Source organism: Vibrio sp. 2132-1 (assembly GCF_033344315.1).
In genome coordinates this window covers 81396-102420 of record NZ_JAWPON010000019.1, presented here as the reverse complement: position 1 = coordinate 102420, position 21025 = coordinate 81396, and the positions used below count along the sequence as shown (strand labels likewise).

Below are 21025 nucleotides of genomic sequence, written 5' to 3'. Positions count from 1 at the left end.
TTCAAATCCTTTTTTTTATACGTAAATGACATAGATTAGTTTTCTAAATAAACCAGCGATTTCGCTAGTTTATTGATTGCTCTCAGATTATCCTTATCCAGATTCACGTTTTGAGCTTGCAGTTCAACTTTTGTCGTTAAGTTGAGGACTTAGAATGCTTTTTCATAAGCTTTTCTTTCAAAGCGGGCAATTTTCGCTCAGATGTCTCGTATTCGACAGCTAGTTCCAAGAGCTCATCATTACTAAATCGACTCGTTAACCCAACGATCGCTGCCAAGCCTTTTGACATGGCGCCTTTTTTTCGTGCGTTATCCACAACGCTATTACGAGTACCCAATAATGAATACACCCCTAACTTCGACATACCCAGCTTCAGGAGACGACTCTCCAGAGCATCATAATGCTTCACTTTACAGCGCTGTGACTCTGTAACGCTTAAGATAGGATTGTTTACACTCTGAGATAGAATGTGGATCTGTTGCTCTTTTGGCATTTTCAAAAGAAAATCAACGCATCGAATATGCGATTCCTTTACAGGTTCGTCGGGATTATTTTTGTACTTTTGAATCGCGACTTCATTTGAGCCAAGAAAATAAGCTAATGAGCGTACAGACTGCCCCTTTCTCCGTGATTGCAATTCATCAAAAGGTAATTTGTCTAGATTTTTCTGAAAGTCACTAAATAACATTATGCCTTTATGTTGCGGTTTTCCCGCAACATACCTTAATCTAATTAATCCGAGATAATATCTCTTCAAGAAGGACTTTGTCGTTTTCTAAGGCCTCTGTCGCTGACAATCTGCCCTGCCCAAGCTTAAGGTTTTTGTAAAGGTACCAAGTACCACGTTTGTCTATAATTCGAGCATCTAAGCCTAAATCAAGAACTTCACCGTAGTAATCGAAACCCTTACCAAACAATATTTTGGTTTCAGCTTGTTTAAATGGAGGGGCAAGTTTGTTTTTGACAACCTTAATCCTGGTTTCATTACCCATTGTACAATCGGTGACTTTATAGCTCCCCGTTCTGCGAATATCAATTCGCGTTGTAGCGTAGAACTTTAAAGCATTTCCACCTGTTGTTGTCTCAGGGTTTCCAAAACCACCAATTTTAAAACGAATTTGGTTTATGAAAATAGCCATGGTATTCGTTTTCTTTAGAATACCTGTTAGCTTCCGGCATGCTTGCGACATTAACCTCGAATGAAGGCCCATACTAGCTGCCCCCATCTCTCCTTCTAACTCCATTTTAGGACACATTGCTGCGACACTATCGATAACAATAATGTCTACTGCTCCCGATAGAGCAAGAGTTTCTGCAATAGACAGAGCTTCCTCCGCACTATTGGGCTGCGAAACATACAATTCTTCGCTATTAACGCCAATTAATTTGGCATATCCAGGATCAAGCGCATGCTCAACATCAATGAAGGCACAAATACTTTCTTTCTTTTGTGCTTCAGCAATGACTTCCAATGCCAATGTCGACTTTCCGGAGCTCTCCGGGCCAAAAATTTCATGAATACGACCTCGCGCTAACCCGCCCACTCCTAAAGCTTTATCAAGCTTAGGTGAGCCTGTAGATACGATGTCAAGATTGTTAGTTGTTGCTTCGCCCCCAAGGCTTTGCACAGCACCCTTGCCAAATTGTTTTTCAATTTGCCCTAAAGCAGCAGCAAGAGCCACGCTTTTAGGTGAAGGATTGCTGTTATTGCTAGCTATTGTAACCATAACTACCTCGCTCTGTTTTGTTATATATTATAGTTGAGCAAAGTGTTTGTCAATGGTATTTAATACCATATTAAATCATTTTATAGCTACTGTTTATTTCTGGAATGAGGTACTTCGGTAGGCATATAGGTAAGAATTGTATCCAGATTGATCAGGCTGTCATCTGGCTCCAGATTTCCGGCTTTTGACTCTATCTGACTTGCACTTGCATTATCAATTGGGCTAGGTAATAGCTGAATCCCAAGTACAATGCTAGAACACAGAAACCAAACAATGAGTATCGTCTTTTGCAAATTATCTCTACGCTTGTGCATCTCTAACCCTCCAATTTAATATCATATATTATAGATTGGTTTGTAAATTTTTCTATCTATATTCGGGCTTATATCGATATAGACGCAAAGTTGAGATATAGGGTTGCTCTTCAAACTTACTACGAGCTTTACTAGACCCCAGTCTTTTAGACTTTGGGGTAGACTCAATCGAAACCATAGAACCAATGAGTACCGTTCTCGCTGAATCCATATCGGTAGTTACAACAAATATTGGTAACGAAGCAACTCTTGAATGACTTTTCTCTCCCACTCCTGGTACATATCTAGTGATGTTCGCTTTAATACTTGTTGGACTTGGCGTCCGGTGCACAAGAAACTCCGAATCAGAAATCTCTGCAATTTTCTTAGAAACGATGTCAAAGCTATCAGAACCGTTATCAATGATTTCTTTAGCTAACTCAAGCGCTTCTTCTTTTGAGTATTTCTTTTGGTTACCCCACCCTTTTGATTCGTTATAAAAAACTATTTTTTTAGGTAGCGCCTCTTCTACCACCAGCAAGCGTTCACATTGTTTAAAGTGAACCCTTTGCATGCCTATCTCTGTTAATAATTTTCTTACATAATTCAATGCGGCAGTATTGCTTTTGCATTTACTCGAGGCCTTAGCTTCTTTTACAGCGTCTGAAAATGCCTTTTTGGCATGATTTACTTCTAGTAATTTGGGAACTACATCTTCAGGAATGAAGACCACTCCAGGTAACTGGTTTAACTCTCGTCCTGATTGGTATTCATCGTAAGTGATCGCCGTTATAGCTCTAATGACCGCTTTAATTGGTTTGATGTCAGAGGGATTGTTTAACTGAACGTTAAAGTACGTTTGCTCTAAGGAGTGAGCAAACGCATGAAGTGAGGATTCTAATGACTGAAGTTTTCGTATGACTGGCACACTGTGTAGTGACTTGGACACTCTTCTTCTCTCTCTATCATTTTGGATTGATTTGTTTCAACCCGCTTAGAGCCCCTTTGAGAATAGGTTGCCACCTTATCAAGGAAACCTCTATCGTTAAAAACAAAGTCAACATACTCTTCATACATCGGCAACCCAATTTTATTTTCCCAATATCTATAAGTAACTACTCTACCCCATGGGAAACTTTGGGTTAGTTGGGGCTCACCGAATATCTTAAATAGTTCAGTTTCAGTAGTTAACCCAGGATCAACTAAGTATGCTGGATTATTAGGGATTCTTGTACCACCAGCACCATATTCACCAGTAAAACCAAATACTGGATCAAGACTATCATTTTGAGCACAACCGAAAAGGGAGGCGCTCAACATTACAGCTAACATTAATTTCTTATTCATCATCTTTTCGTTTCGTCATGATATTGAGGGTTTGTTTTACAAAACTAAAATCAGGTACAACTGGCATAAATGCCGCTCTCATATACTGTCGAACTGTTCGATGTATTGAGAACAAGAACCGCCCAATAAAACTATCTATTTCCGATTCATTTAGTTCTTTGTATGTCACCTTAATTTGGAATATTGAGGCGACTACCACGACGCACACTACTGGAATTAACCAGTTAGGAACGAGTGTGTAGTACATATTCAACCCCCAAAAAATAGCCGCTATAACACCAAGTAATGGAAGAAGAGCAATTGCAGCAACCATAGGAAGCCTCCTGTTGTTTTATAATAGGTTACAGCATATACAATTTAAAATCCAATTCCTAAATTCATATCAGTGTCAACCTCTTGTTTAACTTTTTCGTCTACTTGTTTGCACTTGTCTTTTACTGGTCCAGAAAGCTTATTGAGAATTTCATTATTCACAGATGTATCTATAGTGAACTCATTAACTATATTACCAAGCTTGGCTTTAACAACTGCTGGTGGAGTTGCTTCAGCCCTGTCAACAGCTTCTATTTCAGTACTTATGTTAGAATGCAAAGATGGTTTACCTGTCCACGAACTTACCTCAACCTGCCTTAATATCTCAAGAAGGTCCTTGGGGTTTGCAGAGTACGGTAGGCTTAACTGACTACCTTCAAGTTTGGGTTCATTATTATTATCGAAAGTGATATTTAAGAGTTTAATGTGCCCATTGTTCGAGTACTTATGGATAAAGTCTTGTTTAGCTGCAATCTGCACCTCTGTAGATAAATTTCTACCAGCGTCTAAATTCGCTTTATAACCACGATACAGGTCAAACGACTGATGCTCATGTTCAACATAACCTGTTTTTCTAACGACCAAACCTTGATCAATTACTTTACCATCAATGAACTGGTTGAACTCTCCAGCCTTTTTAATCGCGTTTACCAGGAGCTCATCCACATTTAAAGAGGTCTCGGTAACCTTGCCTAATTTCTTGAGAACAGAATCCCTAAACCCTTGGAGCTTGTTAACCAATGAAACCTTAATAACTGGCTGTATACGATCAATATCTCTTAGATCAATACTTTCAGCCTTCATAGCTAACCATTCTTCCGCAAGGCTACGTCTATCTAGAGGCTTGTTTTCATCAAGGTGCCCATAGTTTTGTTTTATTGTAGCCTTGTCTTCAGTGGAAATGTTTTGCCAAACAGTCTCCATAAGGTCCACATACTCGGAGTTTGTGAACATCTTCTTAAATCCCAAGTGTACCGCTTCATGTGCAATAGTCTTTCGAAGTCCTGACTCATATGCGTTATGTTCACTTTGTAGATTCACATGCATTTCACCATTGTGGGCAACCCCAGCGAGTGTAGAGCTGTAACTTTTCAGATCATTACTAAGAAAGTTCATTGAATCTATCGTTTCATGTACACGAATCTTTAAGTAAGGGTGATTAGCCTGAATCTCTTCAAGAATCTTTATTGATTTGGGGATATCCAGCTCAGGATCTACTTGGGAAGTGGGAGCAGCACCTATTGTTCTTAACGTGTCAGGATTATGTTTTATAAAAGAATGTACAGCTTGAGCTTTACCATCACGCTCGAGCTCACTGTAAAGAATAGTTTTACCTTTAAAGCCTTCCTCCCTCAGCTTCTCTATTGCCAACATTTGATCGATAATTTCAGGCTCAGTTACTGCTTCAGGTAAAATGATTGCTCGAACATCTTTTATGGTCAGTTTTTGAATGGGGTCAGCTTTCTCAGAACCTATTGGCGAAAACCTTGTAGCCTCAGCTAGCTGGTATAATTCATTCGATAAACTATCGCTCAAAGCTTCTTGCGAAACAGGTTTGTTTAGCGATAAAGATTCCACTATTCTACTGAATACATCTTCCTTTGCTTTTGATACATCAATACCTTGGTCCACCGATAACTGGGATACTATCCCTTCAAATTTTTTAATAAGGTCCGCATAATACTCAGATGTATGGTTAGTTGGCCCAACAAGCTCACCATCCAGGGTCGCTTGTATTTTACTAAGGTCTTGGTTAGATAAATGTACTAATGCTGCCATCATCTGCGGAATAGTGACATTATTGGAGTTTTCAAGGAAGGCCATAGCTTCATGTTTACTTTTTAGTTCTACACTCGGCTCTAACTTGCATTCTAAGATGTTGTTTAATAACCAAGTATTGAAAGCATCCCTCTCACTGTACTCATCCAACTGCAAATTTAATTGTAATGATAGAGCTTCATGGTCTACTTCTGATTCTTTTGTATATACGTCTAGTAATTTTTCAAGGTGGTACCTTAAGCCCATTAATTCGTTTCGCGGATCTAATTGTTTGTATAGTGTTGTTGCAGTTTCGTCTAGTAACTCAATACTTTCTTTGGAGTCATCGAGCTGCATCTCATTCATAAACGATAAAACTTGTGATTTAACGGCGCTATCAATTTTGTCATTTAATGATTCCCCTTGCTCTAACAAAAACTGTTTAAAGTCTGGTTCAACGCCCTCAAGCTTTTGAGCAGTAGTGAACTTCAAGTACTCTTCAGCAATTTCTACTAAATCTAAATTCTGAATAAATCTTGCACCGGGTAGATTCTTCTTTGGCAAGTCTGCAAATCTTCCCTGGCTATATTGATAAGCTAAAAGTACTTCTGGTCTTTTACAAAGCTCCAGAGCAGACTCTAAACCAATTTCACTAATAGCGTTTTCTAAATTTGTTGAATCAATACCTAGATTATTTAGTGCTTCGAGCATGCCGGGCCACTCTGAAAGACGCTCCATATCCACAGTGAAGTTCGATATTAATGGGTTGTTTAATTTTCCTTGGGGTGTCCAACAATCAGACTGAGTGATCGTATTTTGAAAATCTACGATTAAATCGATACCTTGATTCGATTCAATGAACTCCTGGAAGGTATTCGTTTCTACCTTAAACCCCTCTCCACTTTTGACTTTATCTAAAAGTGAACTTAGGTTTCCATTTAAACTAAAGCTCGCAATGAGAGAGTTCTCATAACCATTTTCATGAGTCACATCCCAATCTTGCTGTTTCAAATGGTGAAGGGTGTAATAGGTATTGGCCATGCCTTGAGGCACTAGTTTTAAGGTATCTACCATCTCATTTGCTAATGGATGATCAAGGCTTAACTCTTTACCTTTAATTGAACCATTAGAAAACTCACCGTGTTCCATTAGGTTGTCTACAATACGCTCTCTATCTCGGGTAATGATATAGCTATAAACCATAATTTTAGACCTTGTTATTTATCCTCAAATGACATATTTACTATATTCCATAATCTTTATAAATTCGATTTATTTCAACTCGCGCGTGTGTTAATGTGGTATTTATACTGTGTAATTATCCTTCAGGTACAGCTCATGAAAATCTCAAATTGGCCATCACTCATTAAATGGATTATCTCTGTTGGACCAAAATCAGCCTCTACAAGTCAGCAATATATTACTTCACTGCAAAGTCGTGACCGAGACGCTTGGCGAAAACGAGTATCAAAGTTTAGCCCCAAATGTACTTTTGCTGGTGTTATTAGTGATGCAATGCACGAAAAAAGAGGCGGACTTGTAATTGGTATCGAGACTAAATGTGAAGGCAAGATAAATTTGTTGATCCCTAAAAACAAATGCAACGAAATGGATTTAGCGAAGTCGATACTATCTAATGCATCTATAGTTTCTATCACTTTCACTCCATACATTCATTTTGAGTACGGTCTAATTGGGCTAGTAGAAAGCATAAGTTCTTTATGCCACAACACAGAGAACCAAATATCAATTAAACCTAAACAATTGCCGAAAAATGCAACCTCGACCAACACTACTATCACTCAAAGTGTTCCTCGTTCCACCAATAGCTGGAACAGTTCGAGTGACGAGCAATTGATGAATTACTTGAGTCAAGATATTGGTTTGAGGCAGATAGCTTTACAGATGAACGTAACACCAAAATTCATTACAAATAGAATGCTGCAACTAAGCATAATTGACATTGACCAGTTCGCTGAAATAAAAAGGCAACTGTTAGATTTAGGGTGCTTTCAATAAATGGCTAATGCCACTTGATACCGAAGAGGATTAAACAAGTGGTAGTTTTGTAGAAATATCTATCGTAGAAGCAGCGATCAAGAAGTGCTTTGCTTGGTCAAAAACCTCAGGCAAAAACACTATCAAATGAACCAAACAAAGAGGAGCACCAACTTAGTAAATGGTCTCCGAACGGAGCACGGCTTTGAATGTCATATCACGTTTGACCTTGTTTTGACTCACAGCGTTCCGGCGACGGAACGCGATTCAATTCTTGTATAGCGCCAAATGAAAAATTTATATTAGTATCCCCGATGATGATCGTTCAGGCCTTGATATATAGCACTAGCGATTAAATAACCTGTCAATCCAAATACAGACAGAGCATTAGTATGTAGTGCACCATTGAAGTAAGTAGTGATTAGAGATGAAATAAACACCACTACAAAAATTAAAAGCGCTATCTTGAAGCCCCAGTCAACAAAGAAGTCTATTGCAGGACCAAAGCTCAAAGCTAGGTTGTTATTCTCCATTACATTCTCAAGCCTTTTCACAAGCTTCTCCTAGTTTTCTTTATAGGGTTTTCGAATAGATTTTGGCGCTTTGGGTAGCCCGTTAAGCATATCTATATGAGCTTGTTTCTTACTATGCCCTAGCTCAACTTCCTCTGCAATTTGGTAGACTCTTACCTTGCTAAACCCCCACCGATTGGCTAGGTGTGCTGTAGTCCAACCTTTTCGTTTATAGCACTCAATGTATTCGTCTTTAGTCACGGTAACAAGAAACCTATCTTTGTAAAGTATGCTTAACTATATACGTTAAGCATACTTTACTCAACAACTCAAGATTTTTAGTCTTCGCGTTTCACTAATAACATACTAGAATCTGAGTATTCGTTTAGTTTGCACATAGGCCAGCTCTTAATAATTTCGTAATTTTTTCTGTTGATTTCTAAAGGTACTTCTATCATCACATCAATGAAATGTTTACTGTTATATGGAGTAGACTGCCGATGTAATACAATTTCTAACTTATCTTCGCGTGGGATTGCAGTACTTTTTACATAAACACTCGGAGACACAACAGCCTCTACCGCGGTCCGTTCTCTCAAAAATACTAGCAATTGCTCTTTAATGTCGCTCATTATTTTTTCTCTATTTATTAATAGCTTAGCTTATACATTGTGTTTCTGTACACTCAGATATCTGACCATATACAGCGACAAAATCAACCTATAGATTCTGTTCGCACTGTATTTGACTTTTTTCATTAGGATTCTGTGATGAAAGCCTCAAATAAAAATGATAGCCTCAACATATCATTGATACCCATTAATTATCATTGACAGTCATCACCTGTTAATTGACAATGTGACTGTCAATTTTATGGAGAGTCACAATGTCATCAGTCACTGAATCCGTTTTGCAGAATTTGGAAAAAGCAAACGAGAGCGTAAGTCGTACCGAGTCAGAACGTCGAGCAAACATCCTTCAGCAATCGAAGGTTGTACTCGATGAACAGTTTGAAGTCAGCAAGGTCATTCTTAATCACTCAGTTCCACAAACCAAAATGAGCAAAATGTGTGGCTGGGACTCTGTCAACACGTTTAAGAAAAAGGAAGAAGATTGGGTGGAGCAAGGCTATCAACCACCTGAAATGATCCGTGGTAAGTATGCGTATTCGCCAGACTATATTCATGAAATTCTCGATTTAGCTGGTAAGCCAAAATGGTCTGATTTTAATCGTGGTACTCATATTATCAATGTACAGAACCAGAAAGGTGGTACAGGTAAGTCCATGACGACTATTAACCTGGCTCAGGCATTAGGTTTACAGCACCTTGAACGTATCCGCATTCTAATCATTGATTTAGATCCACAGGGTTCACTTAAATTGTTCGCTCAATCTAAGGAATACAAACAAAATGATCTGGACCAACTCACTGCCGTTGACATTATGACAGCGGATCTTGAGGGTAAAGATTCTCTATATCAAAATTTCGTGAATTATGGTTTAAGTCATGAGGATATTATTGATGAAGCAATCCTTAATACCTTCTTACCTAATGTTCGAATCATGCCAGCGTTTCCTGAGGATGAGCGATTTTCGTCTTTACATTGGCTCGGAGAAGAAAACCTAATTCCAAGATTAAAAGAACGAGTTATCGACCCTATTCGTAACCAATACGACTTAATCTTTATTGATACAGGACCTCAAATCAACCCGCTTACTTGGAGTGCACTGTACGCTTGTAATGGTTTGTTGGTACCAGTATCTCCAAAGGCTCTCGACTGGAGCTCCACAACTCAATTCTTGGATAATTTACCTAACCAGGTTCGAGCTTTGCCAGAAGGTTCAGAAGGTATTCGTTGGATTAAAATTGCCCGTACCAACGTCGAAGAAGAGAAAGACCGAGATACTGAGCTATCAAATCGTATCAAAGATGAGTACCGTTCCATGGTATTCAATAACTACATCATTCGCTCAAATGCTTTTGATACCGCAGCCAAAAATTATCGAACAGTACTAGATGTCGCTTCTAGCGAAGGTATTTGTATCCCTCGACAGCTACGTGACTCTAAGGACTCAGTAATTGATTTAGCAAATGAGCTTAAAGATCACTTAAAAGATATCGATTTATAAAGAGGGCACCATGTCAAGTCATAGAAGAAATGTCCAAGCTTATACACCAGGTGGTAATCGTACCTCGAAGTTATCATCAGATAGTGTTGCAATCACAACGAAAGAGGAGCAACTCCTTAACGAGGCAGCTCAAGCAGGAGTATCCGAACTAGAAATTGCGGTTGATGGCCAAGAAGTCTTGTTTCAACTGGTCGAAATTCCTTTTGATAAAATTGAAGCCGAAACATTCGTATCAGAGGATAATGTTCGAGATCAATCAATTATGTCTCGGCTGTCAGTTATAGATATTACCAACAAGATCTCTGATAAGGGTCAACTCTATCCCGGTCTTGCTATAAAACACACTGATTCACAAGGGGGTGTCACTTATGAAGTTATTGATGGCTCTCAACGCAGAAGCGGTTGTTTCTACAGTAAGCGCGGTTTTAAGATCTATGCTACAAGTCAAAATATTACACGCGAAAGTAAGCAGTCTTTATCTGAAGTAAGTAATACACATAGACCCATGTCTCTCTATGAGTTAGGTAAGCAATGGCTGAACCTCAAGAAAGAACAAGGTTTGAACAATATTCAGATTGCCACCGAGAAAGGCTATGACAAAAACTTAGTCTCAGCTGGTATAAAAGCGGCAGAGCTACCAAAATGGCTAATAGATGTCATTCCTAGTGTTCCTGATCTAGGAAGACCTTCAATAATTGAATTAGACAAGAAAATAACTAGCCTTTCTGATAAAGAAAAATCAGGCTTTGAAAATTTTTGCTCATCTTTATTAGAAGAGACAGAAAACCTAAGGCTTACAGCATTAAGTGCTAAACACGCCAACGCTCAAATCGTAAAAAAGATTCTGTCATACAGCTATGCCGAGCATGATGAGGATCAAGGGCAAGATGCATTGACAAAGCCAAAGAAACTTAAGAAGAAACTTGATAACGGCTCTGAAGTTCACGTAAAACATGACTCCTTGAAAGGTGAGTTCAGTTTCACAGTTAAAAATATAAGCGATGAGCAAAAGCAGCAGCTTGATCAGCTTTTAGGAGATTGGGGATTATCCATATAGTGTGGCGTTTATCTATCATGCTGAAAAATTGGGCATTTAACTGTTTATAGTGTCATTTTCTTTGAACTAAGCTGTAAACCTGTATATAATTCGCTTCGGAGTTAAATTGCCCCCAAGCGTTTATCTCTGTCCCCCTCTTACGCTTTTGCGTAGGAGGGGGTTCTTTTTTTCAAACCAGAAAATATACAACTCCCCCTCCCCTAATATCTTTACTTGATCAACTCCAAACTTGCGAAAATAAGCTTGTAGCCACAGAATTCTTTAGGCCAGTGTATCCTTTTACTGATATAAGTTACTCTTTTATCAACCTCAATGGCTTGTACTATTTTAAGAGAGTGATGAGAGCAAACCAATGGACTTGTATACTAATCGAACTTCAAAAAATGATTTCATTAAACATGGCATCACAGATCATATAGAAGATGGAATGGACTTATTCATTGCTTCAGCTTTTTTCACAGAGTTTGATGTTATAGATGAGGTCCTTGGAAAAGGATGTAATTTAAAAATCATTGTGCGACTTGGTTTTCCAACCTCACCATCTGCACTAGATAGATTACTAAACAATAATAAGGTTGAAGCTAGGTTCTTCACGACCAACTCATTCCATCCTAAGCTTTACATTTTTGGTGATAAGTCCATCTTGTTGGGTTCAGCGAATCTAACTCGATCCGCCATATATTCTAATCAAGAAGTTATGATTGGCATCCACCCGGAAGATCATAGATTTATAGAACTGCAAGAGTTATTCAGTGAATACTGGCGTGACGCAAAAGTGCTCAATAGAGATGCAGTCAAATGCTATCGGAGTATCTATAACAAGTACTATCATGCAAATAAACTATTAAATGACATGGAACACGATGTCATCGACACCATGGGGGATGTGAACTTCTCGAACATCAATCGCGGTAAAAAGAAAGCATCACAGAAGTCTATTTTCCAAGATACATACCAGCGTTCATATCAAGAATCAGTTAGTGCTTTTAATCGAATAGTAGAAATCTACAAAACCTTCGATAGAAAAGTTAACGGTGACTTAATACCATTAAGATTAGAAATTGACTCATTCTTCAGCTTTGTTCGCGACTTCTATGCCACTCAAGACACTTGGAAGCACCAACCTCTTGGATGGGATGAACAACAACGGTCTAAAACGGCAAAACTTATTAATGAATGGATGAATACAAAATGGGAACATTTTGAGGATCGCATTGTTCCGCATAATTATCCCCTTATAAAAAAAGTCCTCGGTTCAAAGGAAGCAATCATATCAGCTTCAATGATTGATATAGTTGAGGCACTTTGCGTTCTGCACTCTTTCCATGACCGGTTTCGCTTCTACAAAGGTGGCCTCAATACATTAAAGGAGAGCTTTATGGGAAGTAATGAAGAACAGAGGGTAAAAAAGACTCTGATATACCTACTATACGGCACTGGAGACCCTGTAACACGTATGGCAAACTGCATATACGATAGTGAGTATAAGTTGAACCAATTCGGAAAATCTAATGTTCAGGAGCTAATTGGATGGATTAACAAAGAAGATTTGCCAGTCATCAACGGTAGGACAACTAAAGTACTAAGATACTTCGGCAACAAAGTTGTTCAAGTAAGTGAGTAACGAAAGTTATAGTTATTGACGCCTCACTTCTGTTGAAATGAGGCAATATGATATCCTAAAAACTACGCTACTTCTTCTACCTCTGCATCGGTCTCAATAAGTCTAATCATTTGCTCATATAAATTAGTCCGCTCAAAGTTCTCCTTTGTATATTTGCTTCGAAGATACTTCTCTACCCCTTTGACAGTTACATTTCTATCTGATGATAATGGTTGCTTAAACACTTGAGCCAGCAACTGGCAAAAGTCATGCCCATTCGCGGTCTGATATATACAATAACCAGCTTGATTTAACTCTACGTATTTATTGTATATGTCGATACAATGAGTTTGTTCTACTCTCGGACTTCTTCTGATTGCAGCTTCGATTAAGATTTGAATGTTTATTGACACATTAAAATCGTTAACCGTCACAGCTTCGCTAGTAAAGTAGTTCATACCTTTGAATCTCACATTCAAATTCAGCAACCTACAAGCGAGTTTTACAAGACCGATTTCATTACAGACGCTCATCAGATTACTCATTAATCTCTGACCAACTTCATCGATCTGCATCGGACCCAGAATATGATTTTGTGTATGTTCAGTTATAAAATCTGTGATAAATTCATCATGAAGCATCATAATTTCTGCATCATGCACGTCCGTCATAAATGTATCGTTGTAAGTCTTTTCTAGTACGTGGTCGAAGTCTGCATCGACTATACCGTAAACTTGATTAGAAATACGAGTCCTCAGCCTATCAACAGCTTCTATGACATCCGCCTTTCCACTTGCTGGAGTGCAGTAAAAGAACTCTGTATTTCTCAACACCATGTTAAACAGAGTAATATCGGAGTCGCCTTCAACAACAAATATAATCCTATTGCCTACGTGGTCAGTTTGGACCTGTAAAAGCAGAGCGCTAAATTTAGTTTCATCGCTACGTTCTCTGGTAGCATCTCTTAAACTCGACATAACTAGTTACTCTTTGCAATCACATGCTTGTCAAAGAGGTCAATTGAACTTTCCCATTCATCACCAATCACATCCGGTGAATGCGTTGTTACTATAAGCTGTGAGTAGTGATTAAACTTTGATATTTGAGAGAACTCATTAAGGAGGTCTTTCTGCCATGAAATGTGTAGAGATACCTCAGGTTCGTCTATCAAAATGATTGCACCATTTTCTGCTTTGAAAATTAGATCAAAGAAAATAGATACTTGGTTCTTCTCGCCTGAAGACAACTTTTCTAAAGGTATATTAGCACCAACATGATTGAAGAATGCGAAGCCGTATTCCGGGTTAACTGCTATAGTTTTAAATGAAAACTTTTTCTTCTCAATTAGCTTCGAGAACTCGCTCAAACGTCCTACAAAGTCTTCATGCAAAGATTCTTCATAGAATATTTCATCCAATTTATCACTCAAGTTAATGGTGTAGTCTGATACAAGGTTTAAGTCATTCAATTCGAGATACTTACTCGACTTTGGTAGCAATCCGAAACGAGTGTAAGGTGCTAACAGGTCTTGTAGGCCAACTATCCTCTCTTTCTGCATGTACGGTAATGCGTTATTTTGAACTTCGTGTGATTCTATTGAAATGCATGAAAATAAGTCATAAACCAACTGGTCAAGCTTGTGCAATTTACTTAGCGCAAACTTCATTTTATCTTCTAGAAACGCTCTTTGCTTTGTAATGATGCTATATGCTTCAGTTTCGTCATTCAGATGTACAGAATGGATAAGAATAGAAAAAGCTTTTCTGTAATCAAATACCTTTTCTTCAGACAAGTTTTGGGTTGAAGGAATGATGATCTTTTTTGCGTCATTAAGAAATGACTCGATCTGCATACCAGATTCTGAGTTGAAGTAACGGACAAGACCAAGATTGGTTTTCAGTTCGAATGTATCAAAACTTATTTTAGATAATTCTTTGTAGTTATTTGAGATAGCATTATGAATCAATTTGAGAAGCATAGTCTTACCATAGCCATTGGGGCCTGTAATAACCACATGATCGGACTCTGGAAGTTCAATGTCATAGTTTAAAAAACCAAACAGATTCTTAACTGTAATTTTTTCTATTCTTAGGAACATTTTGTAGTATTTTTATTGAAAATTATGTCGCATTGTACCATTAGAGGTAATGTCGTAAAGTGCATATTGATTCTGGGTATTTCTGTTTCTGTGGGTTATTCAGTGATTTATGGGTAATGACCAAAGACCAACGTAGCTTGAATAGTAAAGATTTATTAGTCTGAACTCTTTACTTTATCTAGACGATTTATATCCACATTCTTAACCAAAGCATCTGCATCAAATATCAATTGATTTTTTTCATTAACTTTTGGTCTGAATAAAACTAGTACTTTACCAAACTCCCCTTCTGCCTCAGCTGTTAAGGTCGTATTTCCTGAACTATCAACCAAGTAGTTTGTTGAGTCTGAATCCAACCTTCCAATTCGGCCATTCACGTGAATAATTCCAACGTCATAGTCTCTTGATGACAAACTCTCGGAAAAATACTTTTTTAACTCTTCAGGGTTATCCAATATAGATTCAGGGTCATCAACGTACGCACTTGCAACCTTAAGTTCTATATTCTGTTTATTATGAATTGATGTATAATCCGGCCCATTTGGAGTATTTGAAATGCCAGGGCTAACATATAAGCCCACAATTGCCCAAATTGCTGAACATGATGTAACTATTGCTCCTCCACCTTTTGATGAAACCTTGAGATTGTTCCATTCGATTAGTTGCTCCTCTTCCTTTAACGAGGCGCCTCTTTTGAAAATTTTATAACCAAAGTACGCAACGAAAGAACCAATAGAGAAACACAGAAGCATCCCTATACCGTTAAAGACAATAATACCCAATCCTTCCATGGATCTCCCTTATCTTAATTTTACTATTATTTTGTTAATTCATCTAAACAAGCTTAGATCATTCTTGTATCAACAGAGCTCAAACTTAGATTCTTTTTTCTTAGGCTCACCTTACATTCTGTTTACTTATGAACTATTAGTTATTCCGAAAGTATTTATCTGTATTCATTAATTCGTATCGGCAAGTGAGCTTTTTCTAAGGAGTATTTTGTGGCTACCATTCATTCAAACGCATTTGAATTTAATCTCGATGGCTTAACTAATATCAATTTCATAGAACAATCCCATTGTATCACCCATGGTCAACCTTATGATGGAGTCCGTTGCTACAACGCTTGTCACAAGGAGCCAGCAAAATTGGTTGTACTTGCTGGCAGGAAGGGGTCACATGAAGTTTCTAACTGGCTAGTGTCAAATGTAAATTGGCCCAAAGAAAACGGCCTAGGAGGTGCAATAGCAGATACCTATATGGATGACATTCCACGTAAACTCAATTTTGCCATTCGTGGTTGTATCATACTCACCATTTTCGGTATTGAGTACACAATCGAAGACATTGTCCTCGCACAAGGTAAGTCTGGTGCTTACAACAACTGGTGGCTTGGTTCGAGCTCAATGATAAAGATAAAGGCAGAAAACATGACAGATTCATATGCTCAGGAGCTGTCCGAAATGGCCAACAAGTTGATTATGGCAGGACTATCTAAGAGTTTCGCTAGAGCAATCAATGCTATCGGCATTGGAATATACAAATTAACAAAACCACATAAAGTGGGTCGTTGTCTAATTGGGTGCACGAATGACCAATTCGATAAAAGTAAGTCCGTGGTTTTCATAAGTATGAAAAACAGTTCGGCTGATGCAACTATGATGGGTACTTACGCGCTTGATTCTGAAAAATTGTAGTATTTAAAACACTTTAGATTAAGAATATACATTGTATATTCTAATACTTTTTTTTGAACAACCATGTTGATTAATAGTTAATCAAGAGTTCTGGAACACTATGCCAGATGGATATCTGAGTAATATACACTGTATACTATTTTAACAAATAGCTCCCTTTAAAATATACAGTGTATATTTACAATGTGACATCAATACTGGTCCCATTAGAATATACACTGTATATCACCCCAAAAATTCACATCACTTAAGCGTATTGATTAACTTAATTAAACTATCTGGGTCAGAGGTGTAGAGCGATACCAGCTCCTTTTTACTTAGGTTAGTTAGTATCTTGGCTATCAAATCCTGGTTAGTATTGGTTACTAGGTTCTGAACCTTAAACTCTGAATACCCCATAACCATCGCAACATACAAGTGCCTGTTTTCCTTAAACCACTTCCAATAGGCAGACTTAGAGAAGCCTTCATCTACAAGTCGATCTGGAGCACTAGGCAATCCTAGTTCGGCGTTAACCTCTTTTATGGTTTCCAATTCCACCAGCCTGTTGACAAATAGCTTTAGTTCATCGTAATCATTACAGTAGTTGAATGCATTATCCAACATGAAAGCCTGTTTCGGCTTTGATTTCTGCCACAGTTTTATTGTGCTTTCACTCTGTTTAAACGCTTCAGCTAAGAGAGATAAATCGTTTTTATAGTCATAAGTAAACATAATTGTTTTATAGATTTAATAGTGATTCGAGTAAGGGTTTTGGCGTTACATTTCTTGTAGAACGTTTAGTTACTTTTGTCGTATGCATATTACTATCGACTCGATCAGGAGAAATTGTAACATTCGTATTTACTGGCATTGTACATAAATCCGTTGATAGAGATAGACGCTGTTCGAGTGAAAACTTTGATATTGTTTCACGAAGAGAAAATCTCTTTATATCTTCAATTTGAGCTTTAAACCACTCGAGGGTGATAAGAGCCTCAGATAGGTTTGACTCATATTCTCCCAACCGAGTTAAGTAGTTTTCTACGCTTGGGTTAAATGAAGCTAGAAAATCTTGTTTGTCTAAGTTAATCACATTTGAGGCTGGTGTTTCGATATTACTTAGTCGCGTGTATAGAGCTGCATTCAGATTTCTCAATTCAGTTTTTAGACAAAGATATTCCTCTGAACTTTTATACTTAAAAACATCGTCAAATTTCAAGTTAGATAGGTCTTTAGATACCTTAGCGATTTTTGAAACTGTTTCACTATCAATACTATTAATGGCATTTGAATACACTCCTTTAAGTGCCCAGTTCATCGCAATAGATTGCTCTAGTACTGAAACAACTGAGTTTAGCTGTTCGATTGTAAAGTGTGTAATTTCCTTCTTAATAGATGGCTTAGCATTCAGTTCTGTTAGTTGGTTAGTAGAGAGAGAACTTTTGTAGAACTCTTCAATCGATTTGAACGAGTCTGAGCTTAATAAAGACCAGCACTTTAATGTTCGATGAATCTGAGGCTGATTATCGGTCAAGAATAGTGTGGGATTGTTTAGCTTGACAGTTGATTCACCAAATCGAGCCAGGTATTTCTTCAATCTATCACAGTGATTCCTTAATCTACTCTCACAGCCTTCCAACGGCCTAGACAGTTGCAGCTTTATTTTGTGTCTTATTGCGTTTCTACGCTCCCGAACATGAAGTAATAGCTTAGCTTTATCGATCCTATGCTTTTGCATAGAAACCATAAAAGGCAATTGTTTTAGTTCTGATGCATTCATGTCTTGGTAGTCGAAACAACCAAGTTCTGACAGTAACTCTGTTCTCTTGGCTATGTCGAGGAATGTCGGGTAGTACTTTAACGATATCCTAACGGCCCCTGTCTCTACCATAGAACGTGCCACAGCTCCTAATTGCGTGGACCGTACTGATTGTTTTCTATTAGAGAGAGACAATCTACGTCTTCTTATGTTCTGAATGAGTGCAAGATCATGTTCAGCTTTAATTCTTTCGTAAGGTTGGGTTAAGTGCCACTGACTGAGAGTTCTTTCATTAACTACAATATTTAACTTGTCGCCTAGAGCGGCATTAGGGTCAATATAATGTGCTGGTGTAAAAACATCTTTAACTTCTTCGCCCAAGAGATCGATGTCAGGGTGAAGCACTCTATGATTATCTGCATGCGCATAGTGAAGTCTTGGATTTGTTTCAAGATTATAGAAAGAGAGTCTTGTTGTTCCCTTAGTAAGTTTACCTGATCTAATTTTTGCTACACGTTTTGTGAAATCTAATGAAGGTTTAACTTTTCGAGCCTTTTCCTGGTATTGGATATCAGTAACATGCGATAGATAGGGTATAGAAAGCTTGGTGTTTATCTTTCCACCGCCAAACATAGAACTAAAGGATGCATAAATCACTTTCGTAGCTTCTTGGATAGAACTAAATTCAATGCTACTAATTTGCTCATCAATTTCGTTATACCAATTTAGTGCTTTTTTGTTTGCATAACCCTTAAGTAGACTAGTTTTAAAGTACTCTGAAAATGCACTAGAAGCTTTACGTCCATTACACTCCAACTTGATTACCTTATCAGAGTTACTTGAAATCAAATCAAAGAGTTCAACTCTCTCAGCATTGACCATCACTGAAATCCTTCCTAAGAGATCACAATGTTTAGATCGAGAAGTGTCCTGGCTGATTGGTTCCAGCTTTAAATTATGAGCAATACTCACTTTTACAGGTAACTGTGTTTTAGGGAGGATCTTCGTGGTGCAGTTAAAATCGCTTTCATTCAAATCGCTCGCATCTATTGGACGCTCCCAGTAGCTAAGAAAGGACTTATGATTATCAATAAACCGCACTGGGTCATTGTCAACATTAAGAGTTTTCATTAATACGGCTTCAGGTAATTTCGATGAGTTAATGCTGATTTTTCCATGAATAGATTCGTACTCTGCATTACTTTTAGGATAAGGAATCCAGCCATTACCTCTCAAAAGTTCATTCCAGATAACCAAAGGTCTATAGGGAAGGGCATTTACTCCATCTAGACTCCATCTAAACGAAAGATAAGCAGCATGCTTTTCAGAAAAAATGTTTATTAAGGGTTTCTGGGCCTCTTGAATGTACATATCAAGAAATGCTCTTCTGGCTTTAGCGTTCAAGCTTCTATCATTTTTGATGTCTATAACGCCTTCATGTTGGTCGACGTACCCACTTTTATATAGTCGTTTGAACTCTTCAGCTTTTTTAGATGACTCAATTGAAATTTGAGCAAAATACCTAACCAACTTTTCTAAATACTTTACTTTTAGAACGTTCGGCTGAAATGCTACTCGTTGATATGCTGCAAAATCGATAGCTTTGGCATGCATCATTCTCGCATCCATATTGCAACTCAGCTGAAACATGAAATCTCTAATGCGCAGAACCTCTTCCTGTAAAAACACTTTCCATCGAGTATGTTTAGCTAGTGAGTTTTGGGTTTTATCGTGTTGAACCATTGTGCATAGTGTGCATCCAAATCGACTAGATCCATTGCAACCATTTGAATTCTTTTGTCCTACTGCAATCTCACAGACATCAGAAGAAGCATTCCCATAAATGGCCAAAAGCAGGGCGAAATCAGAAAGGAAGCCGGGAAGGGGAGGGAGCCCAGCTAAACTACGAGTAAGAGGCTTAGCTCCAGAAAGTTCTAAGGAAGTGAAAACCTCTTGGGTAGACCAGTCACGTATTGGAGCGTATAGAAACAGTGGGTAGCCTGTATTTAAGTCAGACTCTTTCATCTCTTTCAATAAATCACTTATAGACTTATCACTGGTTCCCTGAATAACCATATTACCTTTTCGCTTTGTACTCTCGTTGTTTCTTTGCCCTGTAGCGCAAATCACATCAAAACGGGTGTATTGCTGTAGTTCTTCGTCTGATTTAAAGCGGTCCAATAGGTTTTTTAAATATCTTTCGCTAGGAACAATTTTGAGAATAGAGCTGCAGTCACTATTACGTTGTGCATTTGGTATTAGCTTATTACTAGTCAGGTATTTGTTCGCGTACTCTTCATGAAATGACGGAGTGACAATATCGTAGTAAACGTTAATATCGTTATCTTTTGCATAGTCAATAAACTTAGATTTAACCCACCTGGTGTACATAACCATTGGAAGTGATTCCGAAAGAGTGTCAACCGTTGAAACAATTAAGGGGCGAGTTTTTTCGATCCAACCATTTTGAATACAAACTCGATAAGCTTCAGAAGCAGCATTCAAAACTGTGCTGGAGTCTTTACCCATACTGCAAGGAACAAACACTAGCGAATCACTAGATCGCAAAATCGTTATAAACTCTTCTACAACCGCATTGAACTTGAAGCTAACACTCTCGTGCAAAGCCACCAATTCGTTTTCTATTAGGTTTGTTGTTTCAAAAATATTAACCATTGGCTGAACCATTACTAAAGACCGACAACTATATAATACCATATTTAAACACACTTTATAGACTTAAATATACTT

General features: G+C 38.0%; 18 protein-coding genes. 5 read left to right on the top strand and 13 right to left on the bottom strand.

What is annotated here, in order from left to right:
• Positions 1 to 136 precede the first annotated feature (136 nt).
• The 6 genes from R8N47_RS19490 to R8N47_RS19465 all read right to left on the bottom strand — a co-directional run bounded on the left by R8N47_RS19490 (position 137) and on the right by R8N47_RS19465 (position 6586).
• Complete coding sequence (locus tag R8N47_RS19490; protein WP_025633965.1) at positions 137 to 688, bottom strand: hypothetical protein; 552 nt, start codon at positions 686 to 688, stop codon at positions 137 to 139.
• Between the two features lie 40 nt (positions 689 to 728).
• On the bottom strand, positions 729 to 1727 hold the full coding sequence (recA, locus tag R8N47_RS19485) for a recombinase RecA (RefSeq protein ID WP_044129452.1): 999 nt from the start codon (positions 1725 to 1727) through the stop codon (positions 729 to 731).
• A 366-nt stretch (positions 1728 to 2093) separates the two neighbouring features.
• On the bottom strand, positions 2094 to 2969 hold the full coding sequence (locus tag R8N47_RS19480; RefSeq protein ID WP_138058891.1) for a hypothetical protein: 876 nt from the start codon (positions 2967 to 2969) through the stop codon (positions 2094 to 2096).
• Positions 2918 to 3370, bottom strand: coding sequence for a hypothetical protein (locus R8N47_RS19475; protein ID WP_138058892.1), 453 nt, complete (start codon positions 3368 to 3370; stop codon positions 2918 to 2920). Before R8N47_RS19475 ends, R8N47_RS19480 begins: the two co-directional genes overlap by 52 nt.
• Positions 3360 to 3680, bottom strand: coding sequence for a hypothetical protein (locus R8N47_RS19470; protein ID WP_025633960.1), 321 nt, complete (start codon positions 3678 to 3680; stop codon positions 3360 to 3362). The genes R8N47_RS19475 and R8N47_RS19470 overlap by 11 nt, the downstream gene beginning before the upstream one ends.
• Positions 3681 to 3724: 44 nt before the next feature.
• On the bottom strand, positions 3725 to 6586 hold the full coding sequence (locus tag R8N47_RS19465) for a hypothetical protein (protein WP_203347290.1): 2862 nt from the start codon (positions 6584 to 6586) through the stop codon (positions 3725 to 3727).
• A 189-nt stretch (positions 6587 to 6775) separates the two neighbouring features.
• Between R8N47_RS19465 and R8N47_RS19460 the strand changes: the two genes are divergently transcribed.
• The gene (locus tag R8N47_RS19460; RefSeq protein WP_025633958.1) at positions 6776 to 7456 is read left to right on the top strand and encodes a hypothetical protein; all 681 of its coding nucleotides are present in this window, start codon (positions 6776 to 6778) and stop codon (positions 7454 to 7456) included.
• 281 nt (positions 7457 to 7737) lie between these two features.
• Here R8N47_RS19460 and R8N47_RS19455 read toward each other — a convergent pair whose 3' ends face one another.
• Positions 7738 to 7989, bottom strand: coding sequence for a hypothetical protein (locus R8N47_RS19455; protein ID WP_025633956.1), 252 nt, complete (start codon positions 7987 to 7989; stop codon positions 7738 to 7740).
• A 296-nt stretch (positions 7990 to 8285) separates the two neighbouring features.
• The gene (locus R8N47_RS19450; protein WP_025633953.1) at positions 8286 to 8579 is read right to left on the bottom strand and encodes a hypothetical protein; all 294 of its coding nucleotides are present in this window, start codon (positions 8577 to 8579) and stop codon (positions 8286 to 8288) included.
• Between the two features lie 254 nt (positions 8580 to 8833).
• Between R8N47_RS19450 and R8N47_RS19445 the strand changes: the two genes are divergently transcribed.
• From R8N47_RS19445 to R8N47_RS19435, 3 genes are all read left to right on the top strand, one after another.
• Entirely contained in the window at positions 8834 to 10078 is a 1245-nt protein-coding gene (locus R8N47_RS19445; protein ID WP_025633952.1) for a ParA family protein, read from the top strand.
• 10 nt (positions 10079 to 10088) lie between these two features.
• Positions 10089 to 11135 (top strand): ParB N-terminal domain-containing protein, encoded by a 1047-nt coding sequence (locus R8N47_RS19440; RefSeq protein WP_025633951.1) that lies wholly within the window; start codon positions 10089 to 10091, stop codon positions 11133 to 11135.
• A gap of 352 nt (positions 11136 to 11487) precedes the next feature.
• Complete coding sequence (locus R8N47_RS19435; protein ID WP_025633950.1) at positions 11488 to 12759, top strand: phospholipase D family protein; 1272 nt, start codon at positions 11488 to 11490, stop codon at positions 12757 to 12759.
• 62 nt (positions 12760 to 12821) lie between these two features.
• On the opposite strand, the gene R8N47_RS19430 is transcribed toward R8N47_RS19435, so the two are convergent.
• The 3 genes from R8N47_RS19430 to R8N47_RS19420 form a co-directional block, all read right to left on the bottom strand.
• The gene (locus R8N47_RS19430; protein WP_025633948.1) at positions 12822 to 13715 is read right to left on the bottom strand and encodes a DUF4435 domain-containing protein; all 894 of its coding nucleotides are present in this window, start codon (positions 13713 to 13715) and stop codon (positions 12822 to 12824) included.
• Between the two features lie 2 nt (positions 13716 to 13717).
• The gene (locus R8N47_RS19425) at positions 13718 to 14836 is read right to left on the bottom strand and encodes an AAA family ATPase (RefSeq protein ID WP_025633946.1); all 1119 of its coding nucleotides are present in this window, start codon (positions 14834 to 14836) and stop codon (positions 13718 to 13720) included.
• Positions 14837 to 14991: 155 nt separating this feature from the next.
• Entirely contained in the window at positions 14992 to 15627 is a 636-nt protein-coding gene (locus tag R8N47_RS19420; protein WP_025633944.1) for a hypothetical protein, read from the bottom strand.
• Between the two features lie 210 nt (positions 15628 to 15837).
• Between R8N47_RS19420 and R8N47_RS19415 the strand changes: the two genes are divergently transcribed.
• Entirely contained in the window at positions 15838 to 16533 is a 696-nt protein-coding gene (locus tag R8N47_RS19415; protein ID WP_025633943.1) for a hypothetical protein, read from the top strand.
• A gap of 243 nt (positions 16534 to 16776) precedes the next feature.
• Here the strand turns inward: R8N47_RS19415 and R8N47_RS19410 are convergent, their stop codons facing one another.
• A complete protein-coding gene (locus R8N47_RS19410; RefSeq protein ID WP_025633942.1) occupies positions 16777 to 17247 on the bottom strand; it encodes a hypothetical protein in 471 nt (156 codons plus the stop codon).
• A 7-nt stretch (positions 17248 to 17254) separates the two neighbouring features.
• The gene (locus R8N47_RS19405) at positions 17255 to 20962 is read right to left on the bottom strand and encodes a hypothetical protein (protein ID WP_139351517.1); all 3708 of its coding nucleotides are present in this window, start codon (positions 20960 to 20962) and stop codon (positions 17255 to 17257) included.
• Positions 20963 to 21025 lie beyond the last annotated feature (63 nt).

What these genes read in the sequence shown, in the direction of transcription:
- R8N47_RS19440 (WP_025633951.1), top strand. Translation starts at nt 10,089, where the DNA reads ATGTCAAGTCATAGAAGAAATGTCCAAGCTTATACACCAGGTGGTAAT.
- R8N47_RS19475 (WP_138058892.1), bottom strand. Translation starts at nt 3,370, where the DNA reads ATGATGAATAAGAAATTAATGTTAGCTGTAATGTTGAGCGCCTCCCTT.
- R8N47_RS19435 (WP_025633950.1), top strand. Translation starts at nt 11,488, where the DNA reads ATGGACTTGTATACTAATCGAACTTCAAAAAATGATTTCATTAAACAT.
- R8N47_RS19465 (WP_203347290.1), bottom strand. Translation starts at nt 6,586, where the DNA reads ATGGAACACGGTGAGTTTTCTAATGGTTCAATTAAAGGTAAAGAGTTA.
- R8N47_RS19460 (WP_025633958.1), top strand. Translation starts at nt 6,776, where the DNA reads ATGAAAATCTCAAATTGGCCATCACTCATTAAATGGATTATCTCTGTT.
- R8N47_RS19470 (WP_025633960.1), bottom strand. Translation starts at nt 3,680, where the DNA reads ATGGTTGCTGCAATTGCTCTTCTTCCATTACTTGGTGTTATAGCGGCT.
- R8N47_RS19410 (WP_025633942.1), bottom strand. Translation starts at nt 17,247, where the DNA reads ATGTTTACTTATGACTATAAAAACGATTTATCTCTCTTAGCTGAAGCG.
- R8N47_RS19405 (WP_139351517.1), bottom strand. Translation starts at nt 20,962, where the DNA reads ATGGTTCAGCCAATGGTTAATATTTTTGAAACAACAAACCTAATAGAA.
- R8N47_RS19450 (WP_025633953.1), bottom strand. Translation starts at nt 8,579, where the DNA reads ATGAGCGACATTAAAGAGCAATTGCTAGTATTTTTGAGAGAACGGACC.
- R8N47_RS19420 (WP_025633944.1), bottom strand. Translation starts at nt 15,627, where the DNA reads ATGGAAGGATTGGGTATTATTGTCTTTAACGGTATAGGGATGCTTCTG.
- recA (WP_044129452.1), bottom strand. Translation starts at nt 1,727, where the DNA reads ATGGTTACAATAGCTAGCAATAACAGCAATCCTTCACCTAAAAGCGTG.
- R8N47_RS19430 (WP_025633948.1), bottom strand. Translation starts at nt 13,715, where the DNA reads ATGTCGAGTTTAAGAGATGCTACCAGAGAACGTAGCGATGAAACTAAA.
- R8N47_RS19425 (WP_025633946.1), bottom strand. Translation starts at nt 14,836, where the DNA reads ATGTTCCTAAGAATAGAAAAAATTACAGTTAAGAATCTGTTTGGTTTT.
- R8N47_RS19445 (WP_025633952.1), top strand. Translation starts at nt 8,834, where the DNA reads ATGTCATCAGTCACTGAATCCGTTTTGCAGAATTTGGAAAAAGCAAAC.
- R8N47_RS19490 (WP_025633965.1), bottom strand. Translation starts at nt 688, where the DNA reads ATGTTATTTAGTGACTTTCAGAAAAATCTAGACAAATTACCTTTTGAT.